Source organism: Halomonas sp. (assembly GCF_052095765.1).
Lineage (GTDB): Bacteria > Pseudomonadota > Gammaproteobacteria > Pseudomonadales > Halomonadaceae > Halomonas.
Window position 1 is genome coordinate 1 of record NZ_JBQDJZ010000060.1, and the last position, 17,675, is coordinate 17,675.

Genomic DNA, 17,675 nt, shown 5'->3' on the forward strand with positions numbered 1-17,675 from the left:
CAGCATAAAAGAGCCACAGATGGATATTGATATCATCGGTCAGCAACTGGTTTTTGCGGACAACCAGGTTGCTTCACTGGCTCTTGAGGGGCAGGTAGCTGGCATCGATGATCCCGACATCAATATTGCCCTTCTGGTAGAGCAGGTGTTTGCCGGCGGACAGGTGCTGGACTCAGTGCTGGTCACGCTTGATGGGCCGCTTTCCAACCATCGGTTGGAGATTGACCTCGATGGCCAGAGAGACGCACCACTGACCCAACTGGACCTGATACTGGAAGCCGGGCTTGACCAACAACGCCAGCATTATGCCGGGCAGATGGAGCGTCTGGATGCACAAACGCCCTACGGAAATTTCAACCTCAGCAATGCGCTCAACTTTGACGCCGACCTGAGCCAATCGAGTGCCGAGGTACAACCGTTCTGTATTCAGCGCGAGCAGGGCGGGGCCATTTGTTTGGTTGATCCGCTGCTGGCTTCGGCAGATGCCGGCAATGCCAACCTGGAGATTCGTGAGCTGCCCATGGACTTGGCAGACGCGGCATTGCCACCGGGTTGGGGGATTACCGGTGCCACTGAAGGTAGCATTCAGGCGCAGTGGTCAGCCGGGGCGACACGTTGGCAGGCTGATGTCAGCCTGGATAGCAACGCTAAAATCACCGGAGAAGATGCCTATGGGCGACCTTGGGCGGTACCCGGCAGTGCCTTGACGGTGCAGTTGAAAGCAGATCAGGCGCAGATCAACAGCGTGGTGGCTCTCAACCTTGGCAACACGGGTGACCTGCAGTTAGAACTGGCTATCGACGACCCCATGGGGGAAGGGCGCCTGAACGGTACGCTGACAATCGATAACATCCAGCTTGAGCCATACGCTCCACTGGCCGGTGGCGTGGATGCCTTGACAGGCAGCCTGTCTGGCGGAGTGGATATCAGCGGTGACCGTGACAATCCGGTGATGCGTGGCAATATCAGACTCTCGGATCTTCAGGCCAGTGGCCTGGACCTGCCGCTGGACGTTAAGGACGGCCAGCTGGATATCGCTCTCAACGGCGATCGGGCGAGAATCACCGGCTTTATTGCCAGCGAGAAAGGTCGCCTAAATATAACAGGTAACGCAGCTTGGCCATCGGCAGATCAATGGCAAGTCGATGTTGCGCTGGAAGCGCGGGACGAGCCCCTTCAGGCCTCACTTCCGGCGTTTGGGCGGCTACAGCTTGCGCCAGACCTGAAGGTTCATGCCACGCCGGAACGTTTGACGGTACGTGGTGAAGTGCGTATCCCCTGGTCACGCCTTGAGATCGGAAGCGTTCCACCAGCAGCAGTGTCCCCAAGCTCCGATGAAGTCATCATCACCGAGCAGGAAGACCGTGAGGAAATGCTGCGCCAGGAGCTGGTGGCACGCGGAGAGTCAACAGCTGAGGCCGTGAGAAAGGCCGGCATGGTCACTGATATACAGGTCAGCCTGCTGCTTGGCCCCGACATGAGGCTATCGGCCTATGGGCTTAAAACAGAGCTAGTCGGCAAACTGGATGTCAGCCAGAAGAACGGTCCTCTGCAGCTGTTCGGTGATGTCAAGCTCAAAGATGGCCGCTTCCAGGCTTTCGGCCAGGATCTAGTCATTCGTGAAGGTGTCATCTACTTCAGTGGCCCACCGTCAGAACCATTGCTGGACTTTGAGGCAATACGCAATCCATCAAGTACTGCCGACGATGTGATTGCTGGCTTGAGGGTGACTGGCATGGCCAGTAACCCAAGCCTTGAGATTTTCTCTGAGCCCGCCCTTGATGAGGCCAGCGCACTCTCCTACCTTCTTCAGGGCCGTGGCCCGGGTGAAGGTGGCGGAGCCGGCGATGCCTTGACCACCGCACTGCTTGGCCTCACGCTGGGTAAGGCGGGCGGTACCGTCGGCGCGATAGGTGAAGCCTTTGGTATTCAGGATCTCACCCTGGATACGACAGGTAGCGGAGACGACAGTCAGGTAGAGGTCAGCGGAAATCTGTCCGAGAGATTGAGCATGAGCTATGGCGTCGGTGTGTTCTCACCGATTGCCAGGCTGACCTTACGCTACAAAATCTGGAATAACCTCTATGTAGAGGCAGTATCCGGTGCCGCGCAAGCGGTAGACCTAGTTTACACTATCAGCCTACCCGGTAATCCGCCGAGGATACAGCCGACGCGAGCCCTTAAGTAAAAAAACCAGCACCGAGGAGATAACGATGCTCAGCTTCAGCACAAGAGTCCCGGAGGGGCGTGACACAGCAATGACGATCAGCGGGGTGCATGCTGTCAACGGTCACTCCATGCTGCCACCCTGGGCGCCGGGGCTTCAGGAGATCGTCTTCGGGCTGGGCTGTTTCTGGGGGGCCGAGCGGCTGTTCTGGCAGCTGCCAGGCGTCGTGGTGACTTCGGTGGGTTATGCCGGTGGCGCCACACCCAACCCCACCTATGACGAAGCATGCTCCGGTCGTACCGGCCATGCTGAAGTCGTACGGGTGGTGTTTGATCCGGCAGTGATCGATCTGGAAGTCCTGCTGAGCCATTTCTGGGAAGCCCACGACCCAACCCAGGGCAATCGCCAGGGTAACGATATCGGTTCCCAGTATCGCTCGATCATTCTGACCTGTGATGCCCATCAGCAACGAGTGGCCGAGCGCAGCCGTGAGGCTTACGCTCAAGCGCTGGCCAGTGCAGGCCGTGGTCCGGTTACCACCGAAATTACCGCGCTGGACAACTACTATTTTGCCGAGGAATACCACCAACAGTATCTGCACAAAAACCCCGGTGGCTACTGCGGCCTGCAGGGCACCGGGGTGAGCTGTCCTCTGGGCTAACTTCTGGGCCAACAACACCTATTGAGGTTAGCGGGGAATGCGTTCTTCCTCGATACCATGACAGGCCACCATCGCGCCGTTATCCGCGGCAATTAGCTGAGGAATCTCTTCCCGACAGCGCCGTTCGACATAAGGGCAGCGCCCATGAAAAACGCAACCCGATGGCAGATTGATAGGCGTTGGTACTTCACCCTCAAGACGTAAATGCTGCGGCCGCTCATCTTCAAGCCGGGGAATAGCTGACATCAGCGCGCGTGTATAGGGGTGAAGCGGTTCGGCAAACAGTGTTGCTGTTGGCGCCACCTCACAGATCCGGCCGAGATACATCACCGCCACACGCGTACCGAAGTGCTCGACCACGGCGAGATCATGGGTGATGAACAGGTAAGTCAGGTTGCGTTCCTGCTGGGCATCCATCAACAGGTTCAACACCTGAGCCTGGATTGAAACGTCCAGTGCCGAAATAGGCTCATCAGCCACAATGAATTCAGGATCGACAGCCAGCGCACGGGCGATAGCGATACGTTGACGTTGACCACCAGAAAACTCATGGCCGAAGCGTACCCCCCAGTCCGGCGCGATACCCACGGAAGTCATCACCTCACTGACCTTGTCCTTGATCTGCCCGTAGCTCCAGTCGGGGTGATGCAGACGAATAGGCTCTTCCAGAGTCTGCTGAATGCTCATGCGCGGATTCAGCGAGGCGTAAGGGTTCTGGAAAATCATCTGCATGCGCCGCCGCCATGGAAGCAGCGCCTTGGCACTAAACTGGTCGATGCGTTCGCCGTCGTAATGAACCTCGCCTGAGGTCGGGCGAAGTAATCCCATTACCACCCGGGCGACGGTGGACTTGCCACAACCCGACTCACCAACCACGCACAGCGCTTCACCGCGCGGGATGTCGAGATCGACACCGTTGATGGCATGTACGAACTTCTGCTCGCGAATCACGCGACCGCCCTTGAACTTGAGCTGCTCAAGGAAGTCGCCAGACAGAGAAAAATGTTTTTCCAGCCCACGGATCGACAGCAGCGGGGCAGCTGCTGATGCCTTGGTTTCAGCCGTCTTAGCGGCAACGGAAGCTGTCGCAGACATTATTGAGACTCCTCAGCGGTCGCTAGCTGATCCGCCTGACCCGGCGGTGTGGGCATGTTTTCCGCCACCATGTGGCAAGCTACCTGACGCGCCTCGGTACCGCTGAGTCCCGGCACCCTGTCGCGACAGCCCGGACGGGGACGACCGTCCTCAAGAGTGGCAAACGGACAGCGCGGATGAAAGGCGCAACCCGTTGGCAAATTATCCAACGACGGCATGCTACCGAGGATTTGGTTCAAGCGGCTACCCGGTGTCGCCATCTGGGGCAGTGCCTGAATCAGCCCCTGGGTATAAGGGTGTAGAGGATTGTTGATGATCTCACGTGTCGGCCCCTGTTCGATGACACGACCGGCATACATCACCAGCATGCGCTCAGTGACCTGGCTAACCACACCAAGGTCGTGGGTAATTAGGATCAGCCCAACGTCGTGTTTTTCGCACAACTCAAGCAACAGCGCCATAACTTCGGCCTGAATGGTTACGTCAAGCGCTGTGGTGGGCTCGTCGGCAATAATGATGTCCGGATCAAGCAGCAGGGCGATGGCAATGATTACCCGCTGTCGCATACCGCCAGAAAGCTCATGAGGATACTGCTCTAGGCGCGCCTCCGGTGCGGGAATCTGTGCCAGCTGGAGCTTTTCCAGGGAGATTTTTCTGGCATCCCGTGTGCTGATGCGCCGATGGGCCTTGAGGCATTCGATCATTTGATCCCCGATGGTCAGCACTGGGTTCAGTGTCATCATCGGATCCTGAAAAATCATCGACATACGGTGACCGCGGATACGTCTCAGCGCTCGGTCGCTGAGCCCGACCAGCTCCTGGCCATCGAAGACCATGCTGCTGTCGCCGGCAATATAGCCAGGCTTTGATATCAGGTTAAGCAGGCTGAACGCGGCTATCGACTTACCCGCGCCGGATTCACCGACGATGCCAAGCCGCTCGCCCTTATCGAGGCTGAAGGACACGTCACGCAGCGCCTGAACATCGCCACGGCGCATGGCGAAACGGACATCGAGATGGTTGACGTCAAGAAGTGCCATGGGTTCAGCCCTTGTAGAGTCGAGGGTTGAGAACATCGCGCAGCCAATCACCCAGCAGGTTGATCACCAGCACTAGGATGACCAGCACTAGGCCAGGTACCAGGGTAATCCACCAGGAGCCGGACTGTAGGTAGTCGAAGCCGGACTTGATCAGCGAGCCAAGCGATGGCTGGGTCTCAGGCATACCGAGCCCGAGGAATGATAACGCCGCCTCTGAGATGATGGCATTGGCCACCTGCACCGTGGAGATGACAAAAATCGGCGATAGGGTATTGGGGAGGATGTGCCGGAACATGATGCGAAAGCTCGATAGTCCCATGACTCGTGCCGCATCGACGTATTCCTTGCCTCTTTCCGCCAGCACCGATGCGCGAACGGTGCGCGCATACTGTGGCCATTCGGCCAGGCCGATAATCAGCACCAGCAACGGCACCGCATAGGCGTTGTAGGTAACACCACCAAAAATTGCCTTGAACAAGGCGCCGACGATGATGGCGACCATCAGCGTGGAAAACGACAGCTGAATATCAGCCAGCCGCATCAGGAAGGCATCAATTCTGCCACCTTTATAACCTGCCAGCAGGCCGAAACACACGCCAAGCGCCGCCTGCAGGGCAACCGCGCCGAAGCCGATGATTAACGATACCCGGGTACCGTACAGGATGGTCGACAACATGTCGCGGCCCTGGGAGTCGGTGCCCAGCAGATAGTCTGGCTCACTGCCATCCACCCAGAAAGGCGGTAACTCTGAGGCCATGATGTCAATCTGGGCCAGGTCGTAGGGGTCGGCCGGCGACAGCCAGGGCGCCAGGAAGGCAGCCCCGACCATAAGGATGAACATCAGCAGGCTCAATTGGGCAACGGGATCGCGCTTGAAGCTGTACCACAGCCAGGAGTCATTCAGCCGCTCCCGAATACTTGGCGGGGAAGAGGTTGCGCTACTCATGCGGGTTTTCCTGTCAACTTAACGGTGGGATTGACCAGGCCATAGATCAGATCAACTAGGGTATTGGTAATAGTAAAGATCAACCCGACGATGATCAGATACGTGACAATCAGCGGGATATCCGAGCGCTCGATGGCGTTCAGGAACATCAGCCCTACACCGGGCCACTGGAATACCGTTTCAGTCAGAATGGTGTAGGCCACCAGGGTGCCAATCTGTACCCCACCTACGGTAATCACCGGTAGCATGGTGTTCTTGAGGGCATGCAGAAAATAGATGCGCCGTGGCGAAAGCCCCTTGGCTCGCGCGAACTTGATGTAGTCCGACTGCAGGACTTCCAGCATCTCGGCACGGATCAGGCGTATGAACAGCGGTAACATGATCGATGCCAGCGAAACCGCCGGTAGGACAAGGTAGCTCAGCCCTTTGAGGCTGGCAAAGTTGGTGTACCAGGTACCCATCACATGCACAGGATCACCACGTCCATAGGCCGGCATCCCGCCGCTGGTAGACACCAAAGCATTCAGCCATTGCCCCCAGCCGGTATTGGCCGGGAAGGGCGACCAGCTCACGCCGATGGCAAACAGCTGGATCAGCACGATAGCGGTCAGGAATACCGGGATGGAAATACCGATAATCGACACGCCCATGAAAAAGCGCGACAACCAAGCCCCGGGCTTAATGGCACTGTATACGCCGATCGGTACGGATAGGAGGATGATCAGCACTGTTGTGGCCGCCACCAGCTCAAGGGTGGCTGGCAGGTGACGAAGGATCACCTCAGTGGTGGGCTGATTGAAAACGTAGGAATAACCGAAATCAAACTGCAGGGCATTGCCGGCAAAGCGCAGATATTGGGTAAAGAACGGATCGTTCAGCCCCATTTGCTCGCGCAGGATCTCGCGCTCACTCTCCGGCACCGACTGGCCGACGAGCTGCTGGATCGGATCACCCAGGTTGTCCTGAATGGCAAAGGCGATCAGGCTGATGATAAACATCACCAGCAACGCATGAAACAAACGCTTGACCAGAAAGGCAATCATGTGTCGCGTCCCGTAGGCTTCACTTTTACACAGCAGATATATGAGTGGTACCACCTGCCACCCGCAGTACCGCTCATGGGAGAAGAGGCCGGCCACAGATAAACAGTGGCCGGCGGTCAGGCATTTACTTACTGGTCGTCATCGGTGCTGACCAGGTCGCCCAGATAGGGGAAGTTCATCACGTTCAGCACGGGCTCAATATCAAAATTGGCAGCTGACGCCCAGGCCAGGTCCTGCCAATGCAGCGGGATATAAGCCGCCTCGTCGTAAAGAGCCTGTTCAACCTGCTGCAGCATTTCGGCACGCTTGGCCAGGTCAATCTCCAGGTTGGCCTCAGCAACTAGCGCGTCGAGCTCTGGGTTGCAATAGTTACCGGCGTTGTACTGGCCGGCACCGGTGGCGGCATCAGGACAAGCCGAGAGATATTCATGGAAGTTCGCCGAATCCTCGGTATCCGAATGCCAGCCGATCATCATCATGTCAGCACTACGATCGTCGAACTCACCCCAGTACTGAGCCTTGGGCAGCGTCTTTAGGTCCACCGTGACATTGATTTTCGCCAGCATGGCCGCCACGGCCTGAGCGATCTTGGCATCGTTCACGTAGCGATTGTTCGGGGCCAGCATGCTGACTTCAAAGCCATCGGCGTAGCCCGCTTCTTCCATCAGCTGCTTGGCCTTTTCCAGGTCAAAGCGCGGCTCCAGACCAGGAATGTGCCCCACATAGCCTTCGGGCGAAGCCTGTGCCGCAGGTGTAGCAAAGCCTTTCATCAGCCGGTCGGCGATGCCTTCCTGGTTGATCGCGTAGGTAAACGCCTGGCGTACGCGCTCATCCTTGAACGCATCAACCCGTTCCTGGTTCATATGGAACAGGATGATACGGGTGCCCGACATGGTGACCAGCTCAACGCCGTCGTCGTTGCGCACCCGGTCCAGGTCATTGGGCGGCACCGGTGCGATGAAGTCCACATCGCCAGACAACAGGGCAGCGACGCGAGTGGCGTTCTCGCTGATTGGCGTCAGTACGATGCGATCAACGTTGCCCGGCGATTCGCTGTCCCAGTAGTCATCGAAGCGTTCAAAATCCAGGCGCACACCCTGCTGGCGATTAGTTACCACATAAGGGCCGGTACCGGACAGATGTGTTGAAGCAAAGGAATTGCCGTTCTTGACGATTTCATCCTTGGCATCGCCGCCATCGGTCTCGCCGGAATAGAACTGGCTGTCCATCGGGAAGATGTAGGTCGCCAGATTCAGCAGTAGTGGAAATGGCTTTTTGGTGTGGAACTCGACCGTGTATTCATCGACCGCGGTGATGCTATCGATGGGCTCAAAAATGGCTTTGAAGTCAGGACTGCGCTTCAGACGCTCGACTGTCCACACGACATCTTCCGCGGTAAAGGGGTTGCCGCTGTGAAAGGTTACCCCGTCGCGCACGGTCATGCGCATGGTAGTGTCGTCTACCTGTTCCCAGCTAGTGGCCAGGCGCGGTTCGAACTCAAAGTCTTTGGTCCAGCGCACCAGCGGGTCGAAGGACATGTGCGACAGTTGCAGAATGCCGCCGGAAAGCTGCTCATGGATATCCATCGAAACCGGGTCGGCGTCATAGGCCATGCGTAGCGTGGTGTCAGCCAAGGCTGCCGGCGAAAGGGTGGCTGCGGTAATCGCAGTGCCAATCATACTGGCCAACAGTGTCTTTTTGAGCTTCATGTACAACTCCCTGCTTCAAAGTTTCTTGTTTGATGTTGTTGAGAACACGTCAGTGCCGAGACTCGCACCCAGCTACTGAGCATACACTTCACCATAATGTTATTCAGGGAGCAAAGACATAGGCGCTAGCATCCCAGGTGCCCGTGGCGTTTTAACGAACAAGCAATACACCGGTGGCTTGACCGATCAGTCACCTTCCAGTGACGTCAGGTGATCAATCCGGTACAGCTTGGCTACCTGATCCAGTCCATGCACGCTGCACTTCAGATCAGTGACGCGACCATCGCCAAGACCATAGGTCCAGCCATGTACCGACAGTTTCTGGCCACGCTGCCAGGCACGCTGAATGATCTTGGTTCGGGACAGGTTGTTCACCTGGGCCATAGCATTTAGCTCACACATGCGATCAACCTGCTGGGCCATGGGTAGGTGTTCGAGTTCATCACGGTGCAGGCTGTACAGCTCGCGAACGGAGTGCAGCCAGTAATCAACGATCCCGAACTCCCCGCCGAGCATGGCAGCGTGAATGGCACCACAGCCATAGTGGCCAACAACCATAATATGGCGCACCTTGAGCACGTCCACTGCATACTGCACAACAGAAAGCGCATTCATGTCGTTGGGGTGTATCAGGTTGCCCACGTTGCGATGAACAAACACCTCGCCGGGGGGCAGGTCGATGATCTGGTTGGCGGGTACACGGCTGTCTGAGCAGCCAATCCACAGATATTCAGGAGCCTGCTGTCTGGCCAGTCGTGCGAAATAATCAGGATCATCCTGGCACTTCTGCTCTGCCCAGGCACGGTTGTTTTCCAGCAGCATATTGATCTCGTATTTCACCAGGAGCTCCTCTTTGTTCCACCCCCGCCTGGTAGGGTAACCACAGACTGGAAGGTAACTGTTTAAATACGTGCATCTGTTTACCGTCTGATCGGCAGCCGGTCAACACTTTGTTAACTGTTTGTATTGGGCTTCGAACCTCTCCCGACAAAGCCTGCAGGCTGGTACAATTGTTTCATCAATTATAGTCCCTACACAGGGGACGATCCGAAATCAGGAGCTTTCCGTGTCTCAGTATGACTATGACCTCTTTGTCATCGGAGCTGGTTCAGGTGGTGTTCGCGCTGCACGCACCGCAGCGGCCAGCGGTGTCAGGGTTGCTATCGCCGAAGACCGTTATCTTGGCGGCACCTGTGTCAACGTAGGCTGCGTGCCCAAGAAGCTGTATTCCTATGCGGCTCACTTCCATGAGTCTTTCGATGATGCCGTGGGTTTTGGCTGGACGCTTCCTCAAGCTCCTGAGTTCAACTGGGCGACGCTGCGCGATAACAAGATCGGCGAAATCAAGCGACTCAACGGTATCTATGGCCGCTTGTTAGATAGTGCCGGCGTACGTCTAATCAACGGTCGTGCCACCGTCACAGGCCCGCACGAAGTCCAGGTAGGCAACGAGCGCATCAGTGCCGAAAAGATTCTAGTGGCCGTCGGCGGCTGGCCCTGGACCCCAGAGTTCCCGGGCAGCGAGCACACGTTGAACTCTAACCAGATTTTTGATCTGGAAACATTCCCCGAGCGCTTCCTGGTGCTGGGTGGTGGCTACATCGCAGTTGAGTTTGCCAGCATCTTCAATGGGCTGGGCTGCGAGTCCCACCTGGTTTACCGTGGCGACCTATTCCTGCGCGGCTTTGACCAGGAAGTGCGTGAATTTACCCGCCAGGAAATGGACAAGAAGGGCGTTAATCTGCACTTCGAGACCAACATCGAACGCATCGATAAAGTGGAAGGCGGGCTCAAGGTCACGTTGACTAACGGTGAAAGCCTTGAGGTTGATGTGGTCATGTCCGCAACCGGTCGCCGCCCGCACCTTGATGGTCTAGGGCTAAACACCCTAGGTGTGGCCACCAATGAAAGCGGCAAGCTAGCCGTGAACGAACGTTTTGAAACCTCAGTCCCCTCAATTCTAGCGCTAGGTGACATTATTAATGGCCCTGAACTAACGCCAGTAGCATTGGAAGAGGCCATGCACTTGGTCGCGCACCATTACGGGAATGCGCCATCCGAGCCGCTGGATTACGAGCGTATTGCCACCGCAGTGTTCTGCCACCCGAACATCGGTACTGTCGGGCTCTCTGAAGAAGCCGCACGCCAGCGTTACCCGGCCATCCGCGTTTACAGTGCCGACTTTCGTCCCATGAAACACACCCTGTCAGGCAGCGAAGAGCGCTGCCTGATGAAGCTTATCGTCGATGAAAAGAGCGACGTGGTGCTTGGGGCACACATGGTCGGTGAGGAGGCGGGAGAGGTGATCCAGGGCATTGCCATCGCAGTACGCGCGGGCATGACCAAGGCCCAGTTTGATCTCACTGTGGGTATTCACCCGACAGGCGCGGAAGAGTTCGTCACCATGCGTACACCAACGCGGAACTAGGGCAGTCACGAACCTCAGCCATTTCAGTTACAACTTTGTCAGACAGGCCACCTCGGTAACAGGTGGCCTTTTTTTATGGGGCTTTAACACATCGCATGCATAACAATATGTTATGAACGTTCGCCTGTTGTATAACTTGCGCTTTGATAAATGTAAACGGGGCTGTTAGAATACTGACCGAATTTCGCAAAAAGCGAACCAATACATGAATGCAGTAACCGATCCTTTTACACCCTCAGCTGAGCTTGCCAAGCCCAGCGTGGCAGACACCGTTGTCAGCCATGACACCAGTCCGCTTTTTATCCGCAAACCCAACCCGGATGACGGCTGGGCCATTTATGAACTGATAAAGTCCTGCCCGCCATTGGATGTCAATTCGGCCTATGCCTACCTGCTACTGGCCACCCAGTTTCGCGACACTTGTGCTGTCGCTACCAACGAAAACGATGAGATCGTGGGGTTTGTTTCTGGCTACGTAAAAAGCTGTGCCCCCGACACCTATTTTCTATGGCAGGTGGCCGTTGGTGAAAAAGCACGCGGCACCGGACTGGCACGCCGCCTGGTGGAAGCCGTGCTAGCACGTTCAGAGCTTGATTCTGTACATCATCTGGAAACGACGATTACGCCAGATAACAAGGCATCATGGACCTTGTTCCGTCGTTTGTCTCAGCGCTGGCAAGCCCCCCTGAACAGCCGCGAATACTTTTCTACCTACCAGCTTGGGGGAGAGCACGACCCCGAAAATCTGGTGCGTATCGGCCCGTTCAACACCGTTCAAGACTGATCCTGATCGCACACTACTCGCCAGTCAGGGGCGCAGTGGTGTATTCGGCGTTTCGCCGACTGTCTACCTGTTTCAATCTACTCATGCCACTCATGCAATGGAGGTCGAAATGCAGACCCAGATTTTAGAGAACATGGAATCCAATGTCCGTACTTATTCGCGCTCGTTTCCGGTGGTATTCACTACCGCGAAGAATGCGCGTTTGACCGATGAGGACGGGCGTGAATACATCGATTTTCTGGCCGGTGCCGGCACGTTGAACTACGGGCACAACAACCCGGAAATCAAGAAAGCGCTGCTCGACTACCTGGCCGAAGACAACATCATCCACGGCCTGGATTTCTGGACAGCGGCCAAGCGCGACTATATCGAGGCGCTTGAGGAAATCATCCTCAAGCCACGTGGGCTGGACTACAAGGTGCAGTTTCCGGGACCGACCGGGACCAACGCGGTTGAAGCGGCGATCCGCCTGGCACGTAATGCCAAAGGCCGCCACAACATTGTTACCTTCACTAATGGCTTTCATGGCGTGACCATGGGCGCACTGGCAACGACCGGTAACCGCAAGTTCCGCGAAGCCACAGGCGGTGTGCCGACGGTGGGCGCGAGCTTCCTGCCTTACGACGGCTACCTGGGCGATGGTACCGACACCCTGGACTACTTTGAAAAGCTGCTCGGCGACAACTCCAGCGGCCTAGACATACCGGCCGGCGTGATTGTCGAGACGGTGCAAGGCGAGGGCGGTATCAACGCTTGCAGTACCGAATGGTTGCAGCGTCTGGCACAGATCTGCCGTGACCACGACATCCTGCTGATTATCGACGACATCCAAGCGGGGTGTGGCCGTACGGGAAAATTCTTCAGCTTTGAGCATGCCGGTGTGGTGCCGGATATCGTCACCAACTCTAAGTCGCTGTCCGGCCTGGGCCTGCCATTTTCACAGGTGCTGATGCGTCGCGAGCTGGATGTATGGAAGCCCGGTCAGTACAACGGCACTTTCCGTGGCTTTGCCATGGCATTTACTACAGCCGCCGCTGCAATTCGCACCTACTGGAAAGACGATGCCTTTGAGCGCGAGGTCCAACGCAAGGGAGACGTCATTTCCAAGCATTTTGCTTCAATCGCCAGCTGGATTAGCGAGCAGGGTATCGAAGCCTCTGAGCGCGGTCGCGGCATGATGCGTGGAATTGACGTCGGTACCGGTGAAGTCGCTGACAAAATCACTCAACGCGCTTTTGAAAATGGCCTGGTGATTGAAACCAGTGGCCATGATGGTGAAGTCGTGAAGTGCCTGTGCCCGCTGACAATTTCTGACGAGGATCTGGCCAAGGCATTGGATATACTTGAAACCAGCACCAAAGAAGCTCTGGCAGACATCGTCTAATTCACTGATATATTGGTTCTACAGCTGCCCACTGGAAGCCACCAGGAACAGCTCAGAGCCCACCGTAATTCCAACCCAACATGGGAGAAAACCATGATTGTTCGCAATCTGGAAGAAGCACGCCAGACAGACCGCTTGGTCAAAGCGGAAAATGGTAACTGGGACAGCACACGACTATCGTTGGCCGATGATGGTGGTAACTGCTCTTTCCACATCACACGGATCTTTGAAGGCACTGAAACTCACATCCATTACAAACACCATTTTGAAGCGGTGTTTTGCATGGAAGGCGAAGGTGAGGTTGAAACGCTGGCCGACGGTAAGATCTGGCCAATCAAGCCGGGTGACATCTATATTCTCGACCAACACGATGAACACCTGCTTCGTGCCCACAAAACCATGCATTTGGCATGTGTCTTCACTCCGGGTCTGACTGGGAAGGAAGTTCACCGTGACGATGGCTCTTATGCGCCGGTAGATTGAATGCGCTGGTAGATTGAAGTAAAAGCGCATTGAAACAGAGCGAAATTGAGTGCAGGAACCCTGGCGTAACACATGCCAGGGTTCTTTTCTGTCAGGGTCCTTGCCATGCCACCTAATAATGGGCACTGAACCTATCGGCGTTCAGTGGGTCAACGGTATTCGTTGTAGGATCACCCAAGAGTTCGCATAATGTATATTATGTTAAATTGAGGTCGTTTCGAGCTGCCATGCCATGTTACCGGTCATCACTACCGCATCCTTTCCCCCGCCATGTTTTGTCGGTACATTCCATCACTGTTCTCATTGGTAAATGGACAGCCATCCTCATGCTCCTTATCATCCCACACTGCTTCCCACTCAATGCCATTCAGCACAAGGATCCAAGCGCATGTTGATTCGCCCATCTCTGGTGATCTTCCTGATGACGGGTCTGACCGCGCTCAGCGGCTGTGCGCATCTTAATGATCCGCCACCTGACATTATTCCGCCTGTAACATCACCGGAGTTTGAGGCGCGTATGGAGCAGCTGGAAAACACGCTGTCTGCCCAGTGTGACGCCAATCTGGCCTCACTGATGGCGCTGCGGGATCCTGAAATCATCAGCCAGGAAGTTGCCAGGCTTAATCAGCAGGTCCGCGGCATGCGAGACGATATTGCCAAACGCGCACGGGCCAATGAAAAGCAAGTCGTTGAGAAACGACTGGCAAGCTGCCCCAAAGCCGTTGATCTGACGGATGGAAAAACAGTACTGGGCCGCAACGAGTGGATTGGCCTGCCAAGCGTCGGCACCTTTCTGGAAGCCCGCATTGATACCGGCGCCAACACGTCATCGCTGAGTGCTCGTGATATCACGCCTTTTGAGCGGGACGGCGAAAACTGGGTACGCTTCAAGCTGGGGCTAAACAGTACTGACCCGGTGGTCGAGGCCGTAAGGGATGACTGGATAGAGGCACCGATTGTGCGCCGGGTGAAAATTGTCCAAGCCACCGGCGAAGCTTCTCGCCCAGTTATCCGCTTGCTGATGACACTGGGGTCAATCCGCCAGCACGTTGAGTTTACTCTTACTGACCGTACTCACCTTGAGTTTCCGGCGCTGCTTGGGCGGCGTTTTCTTCTGGACATCGCTATCGTTGATGTGGCTCGCCAGCACGTCCACGAACAGCCGGTTTTTACGCCGCCTGCCGATAAAACGTCGACACAGACCACTCGCAGCGCTGATACCAGCGAAGACGACCCTGAGTGATAGCCCACACTGACACAACTGCACTGCCTAGATATACAAGCTGACAGTAAGCAGATGTGCCGCTTTTGATTGCAACAAGGACGCTCCATGTCACGACTCCCCTTCTATCTGGTTGTCGCCCTGCTTTTCTTAGTCGGCATCGGCATGAGCGTACATCGGCACATTGAGTTTGAAGTGCCCTGGCTGCCCGGTGAACAACGCCAGGTTTGGGAAATCGAAGCACAAGTCAATTTCATCGCGGATGGCGGCCCAGCCAGTGTAGATTTAGCTTTACCATCAACCCAGGAAGGCTATCGGGTGTTGACCGAGCACACCGCGTCACCGGGTTATGGCCTGCATTTTGCTGACGACAAGCGTGGTCGTCGCGCGCAGTGGGCGACCCGCGATGCTGAAGGAAGTCAGCAGCTGTTTTACAGCGCACAGGTGATAGTGGCGCCTCAGGCAACCTCGATCGAGCAAGAAGCTCCCCAGGCCATGACCGCCGCAGTGGTTTGGGAGCCACCCTATGACACAGCGGCAGCCGCCGTGATTGAGCGTGCCTGGTCCCAGAGCGCCGACGATATCAGCTTTACTCGTGAGCTTATCCAGAACTTCAACGCCGACCGCCTAAGTGAAAACACCCGGCTATTGCTGACTCAGTTCGACCGTGTGCCCCTGTTGGTGCGACTGCTAAACCAAGCTGGTGTTGCCGCACGTGAGGTGAGTGCCCTGCCACTAGAGCATGGGCGGCGCAGACAACCGCTGACCACATGGATCCAGGTATACCACGACGACTCAAGGACACTGTTTAATCCGGAAAGTGGCGCCATGGGGAAGCCGGACAACCTGCTGCTATGGGAAAACAACGGCCAGTCGGTACTTGAGGTCGAAGGCGGCTCACAATCGCGGGTGAATTTTTCGATGCTGTCACGTAACCAGCCGGCCAAGGCGGCTGTCCGCGCTCAGCAGGCAGCAGGTTCCGATACACTGCTGAATTTCTCAATCCACAGTTTGCCGCTGGAAGAGCAGGCGCTATTCCAGACCATCCTGCTGCTGCCCGTTGGGGCACTGGTGGTGGTACTGCTGCGCGTACTGATCGGTGTAAAAACCTCCGGCACTTTTATGCCGGTACTGATTGCACTGGCGTTCATCCAGACATCACTGCTCACTGGCGTGATTGGCTTTTTGCTGGTGGTTGCCGTCGGCCTGGTCATTCGCAACTACCTGTCCTATCTCAACTTACTGCTAGTCGCTCGGGTGTCGGCGGTAATTGTCACCGTCATTGCGATTATCGCAGTTTTTTCGGTGCTGGCTTATCGCTTCGGGCTCAACGCCGGACTTCAGATCACCTTCTTCCCCATGATCATTCTCGCTTGGACTATTGAACGGATGTCGATCCTGTGGGAAGAGGAAGGCCCCAAGGAAGTGCTGATTCAGGGTGGCGGCAGTCTGCTGACGGCGGTGCTGGCCTATCTGGCCATGAACAACCCGATGATCCGCTACATCACCTTCAACTTCATCGGCGTACAGCTGATCCTGATGGGGCTGATCCTGATGCTTGGCAATTACACGGGCTATCGCCTGCTAGAGTTGCGCCGTTTCAAGCCTGTGACTGAGGACTGAGCCATGTGGACTACGCCAGGACGTCTGCGTGCCAAGGGCATCGTGGGTATGAATCGACGCAATATCCGTTATATCGGCCGCTATAATTCGCGCTCGTTATACCCGCTCGTCGATGACAAACTCAAGACAAAGCTGCTTGCTGAGCAGCACGGTATTGCTACGCCGGCCCTGATTGGCACCATTACCACTCAGTTTGGTATCAAGCAGCTGCGCAGAACTCTGGACGGCCGCCAAGGGTTTGTGATCAAGCCTGCCAAGGGCAGCGGCGGCAAAGGCATACTTGTTATTAACGATGTCAGCGGTGATCGCTATCTCAAGCCCAGTGGCTACTCCCTGGGCATTGAAGACGTTGAGCGCCATGTTTCCAACATACTCTCAGGGTTGTACTCGTTAGGTGGCTCGCCTGATGTGGCGGTTATTGAAGCGCTGATCAATTTTGACGAGCGCTTTAATCAATATACCCATGAAGGTGTGCCTGACATACGCGTGATTGTATTCAAGGGTTATCCGGTAATGGCCATGGTGCGCCTGTCTACCGCCGCATCGGACGGCAAAGCCAACCTGCACCAGGGGGCTGTTGGTGTGGGCATCGACATTGCCACCGGGCAGGCACTGCGCGGCGTCCAACATGACAGGCCCATTGGCCTCCACCCTGATACGGATCATGACCTGACCAAGCTCCATATCAGCGGCTGGGAAACACTGCTCCTGCTAGCTGCCAGCTGCTACGAAGTGACCGGACTTGGTTATCTGGGCACCGACATGGTGCTGGACCGCGAGCATGGCCCTATGCTGCTGGAGCTTAATGCCCGCCCCGGGCTTGCCATTCAGATGGCCAATGGTGAAGGTCTGCGTCCACGCCTCGACTTGGTTGAACAACAGCCTGACGGTCTGGATGCCCAGCAGCGGGTAGCTTTTTGCCAGCATCACTTCGCACGCAGTCAACCCGCCAAGAACCCTCTGGCAGCAGACCTCGAACACCACTGAGGTATCGCCCTCGATGGCATGGGGGATTGCGAAACACTCCTACTGAACCTTAGCAAAAATCCGCGTAAACCTCCGCCCAATGCGGGCGGAGATACAAGCGGGA

General features: G+C 56.2%; 15 protein-coding genes. 9 read left to right on the forward strand and 6 right to left on the reverse strand.

The window, feature by feature from the left end; genetic code table 11:
- Positions 1-2,188 (forward strand): autotransporter assembly complex protein TamB (tamB, locus tag ACTH3D_RS08785; RefSeq protein WP_441666691.1); only part of this gene is annotated, 2,188 nt, incomplete at its 5' end.
- Positions 2,189-2,213: 25 nt separating this feature from the next.
- Positions 2,214-2,828, forward strand: coding sequence for a peptide-methionine (S)-S-oxide reductase MsrA (gene msrA, locus ACTH3D_RS08790; RefSeq protein WP_441666692.1), 615 nt, complete (start codon positions 2,214-2,216; stop codon positions 2,826-2,828).
- 27 nt (positions 2,829-2,855) lie between these two features.
- Here msrA and ACTH3D_RS08795 read toward each other — a convergent pair whose 3' ends face one another.
- The 6 genes from ACTH3D_RS08795 to ACTH3D_RS08820 form a co-directional block, all read right to left on the reverse strand.
- Positions 2,856-3,923 (reverse strand): ABC transporter ATP-binding protein, encoded by a 1,068-nt coding sequence (locus ACTH3D_RS08795; RefSeq protein WP_441666693.1) that lies wholly within the window; start codon positions 3,921-3,923, stop codon positions 2,856-2,858.
- On the reverse strand, positions 3,923-4,963 hold the full coding sequence (locus ACTH3D_RS08800; RefSeq protein ID WP_441666694.1) for an ABC transporter ATP-binding protein: 1,041 nt from the start codon (positions 4,961-4,963) through the stop codon (positions 3,923-3,925). The genes ACTH3D_RS08795 and ACTH3D_RS08800 overlap by 1 nt, the downstream gene beginning before the upstream one ends.
- A 4-nt stretch (positions 4,964-4,967) precedes the next feature.
- Entirely contained in the window at positions 4,968-5,909 is a 942-nt protein-coding gene (locus ACTH3D_RS08805) for an ABC transporter permease (protein WP_441666695.1), read from the reverse strand.
- On the reverse strand, positions 5,906-6,952 hold the full coding sequence (locus ACTH3D_RS08810; RefSeq protein ID WP_441666696.1) for an ABC transporter permease: 1,047 nt from the start codon (positions 6,950-6,952) through the stop codon (positions 5,906-5,908). The genes ACTH3D_RS08805 and ACTH3D_RS08810 overlap by 4 nt, the downstream gene beginning before the upstream one ends.
- A gap of 128 nt (positions 6,953-7,080) precedes the next feature.
- Positions 7,081-8,661 (reverse strand): ABC transporter substrate-binding protein, encoded by a 1,581-nt coding sequence (locus tag ACTH3D_RS08815; protein ID WP_441666697.1) that lies wholly within the window; start codon positions 8,659-8,661, stop codon positions 7,081-7,083.
- Positions 8,662-8,847: 186 nt separating this feature from the next.
- Complete coding sequence (locus ACTH3D_RS08820; RefSeq protein ID WP_441666705.1) at positions 8,848-9,483, reverse strand: carbonic anhydrase; 636 nt, start codon at positions 9,481-9,483, stop codon at positions 8,848-8,850.
- 244 nt (positions 9,484-9,727) lie between these two features.
- On the opposite strand from ACTH3D_RS08820, the gene gorA reads away from it, so the two are divergent.
- From gorA to ACTH3D_RS08855, 7 genes are all read left to right on the forward strand, one after another.
- A complete protein-coding gene (gene gorA, locus ACTH3D_RS08825) occupies positions 9,728-11,089 on the forward strand; it encodes a glutathione-disulfide reductase (protein ID WP_441666698.1) in 1,362 nt (453 codons plus the stop codon).
- A 205-nt stretch (positions 11,090-11,294) separates the two neighbouring features.
- A complete protein-coding gene (ectA, locus tag ACTH3D_RS08830) occupies positions 11,295-11,873 on the forward strand; it encodes a diaminobutyrate acetyltransferase (protein WP_441666699.1) in 579 nt (192 codons plus the stop codon).
- A 109-nt stretch (positions 11,874-11,982) separates the two neighbouring features.
- Positions 11,983-13,257: a diaminobutyrate--2-oxoglutarate transaminase gene (ectB, locus tag ACTH3D_RS08835; RefSeq protein ID WP_441666700.1), complete on the forward strand. Its 1,275-nt coding sequence runs from the start codon at positions 11,983-11,985 to the stop codon at positions 13,255-13,257.
- A 93-nt stretch (positions 13,258-13,350) separates the two neighbouring features.
- Positions 13,351-13,740: an ectoine synthase gene (locus ACTH3D_RS08840; RefSeq protein ID WP_441666701.1), complete on the forward strand. Its 390-nt coding sequence runs from the start codon at positions 13,351-13,353 to the stop codon at positions 13,738-13,740.
- Positions 13,741-14,128: 388 nt separating this feature from the next.
- Positions 14,129-14,983 (forward strand): ATP-dependent zinc protease family protein, encoded by an 855-nt coding sequence (locus ACTH3D_RS08845; protein ID WP_441666702.1) that lies wholly within the window; start codon positions 14,129-14,131, stop codon positions 14,981-14,983.
- 87 nt (positions 14,984-15,070) lie between these two features.
- On the forward strand, positions 15,071-16,585 hold the full coding sequence (locus ACTH3D_RS08850; RefSeq protein WP_441666703.1) for an inactive transglutaminase family protein: 1,515 nt from the start codon (positions 15,071-15,073) through the stop codon (positions 16,583-16,585).
- 3 nt (positions 16,586-16,588) lie between these two features.
- Complete coding sequence (locus ACTH3D_RS08855; protein WP_441666704.1) at positions 16,589-17,572, forward strand: alpha-L-glutamate ligase-like protein; 984 nt, start codon at positions 16,589-16,591, stop codon at positions 17,570-17,572.
- Positions 17,573-17,675 lie beyond the last annotated feature (103 nt).

Excerpts from the sequence above, each read along its gene's own strand:
- ACTH3D_RS08820 (WP_441666705.1), bottom strand. The coding sequence starts at position 9,483 with ATGCTGCTGGAAAACAACCGTGCCTGGGCAGAGCAGAAGTGCCAGGAT.
- ectA (WP_441666699.1), top strand. The coding sequence starts at position 11,295 with ATGAATGCAGTAACCGATCCTTTTACACCCTCAGCTGAGCTTGCCAAG.
- ectB (WP_441666700.1), top strand. The coding sequence starts at position 11,983 with ATGCAGACCCAGATTTTAGAGAACATGGAATCCAATGTCCGTACTTAT.
- msrA (WP_441666692.1), top strand. The coding sequence starts at position 2,214 with ATGCTCAGCTTCAGCACAAGAGTCCCGGAGGGGCGTGACACAGCAATG.
- ACTH3D_RS08800 (WP_441666694.1), bottom strand. The coding sequence starts at position 4,963 with ATGGCACTTCTTGACGTCAACCATCTCGATGTCCGTTTCGCCATGCGC.
- ACTH3D_RS08845 (WP_441666702.1), top strand. The coding sequence starts at position 14,129 with ATGTTGATTCGCCCATCTCTGGTGATCTTCCTGATGACGGGTCTGACC.
- ACTH3D_RS08815 (WP_441666697.1), bottom strand. The coding sequence starts at position 8,661 with ATGAAGCTCAAAAAGACACTGTTGGCCAGTATGATTGGCACTGCGATT.
- ACTH3D_RS08850 (WP_441666703.1), top strand. The coding sequence starts at position 15,071 with ATGTCACGACTCCCCTTCTATCTGGTTGTCGCCCTGCTTTTCTTAGTC.
- ACTH3D_RS08840 (WP_441666701.1), top strand. The coding sequence starts at position 13,351 with ATGATTGTTCGCAATCTGGAAGAAGCACGCCAGACAGACCGCTTGGTC.
- ACTH3D_RS08810 (WP_441666696.1), bottom strand. The coding sequence starts at position 6,952 with ATGATTGCCTTTCTGGTCAAGCGTTTGTTTCATGCGTTGCTGGTGATG.
- ACTH3D_RS08805 (WP_441666695.1), bottom strand. The coding sequence starts at position 5,909 with ATGAGTAGCGCAACCTCTTCCCCGCCAAGTATTCGGGAGCGGCTGAAT.
- ACTH3D_RS08795 (WP_441666693.1), bottom strand. The coding sequence starts at position 3,923 with ATGTCTGCGACAGCTTCCGTTGCCGCTAAGACGGCTGAAACCAAGGCA.
- ACTH3D_RS08855 (WP_441666704.1), top strand. The coding sequence starts at position 16,589 with ATGTGGACTACGCCAGGACGTCTGCGTGCCAAGGGCATCGTGGGTATG.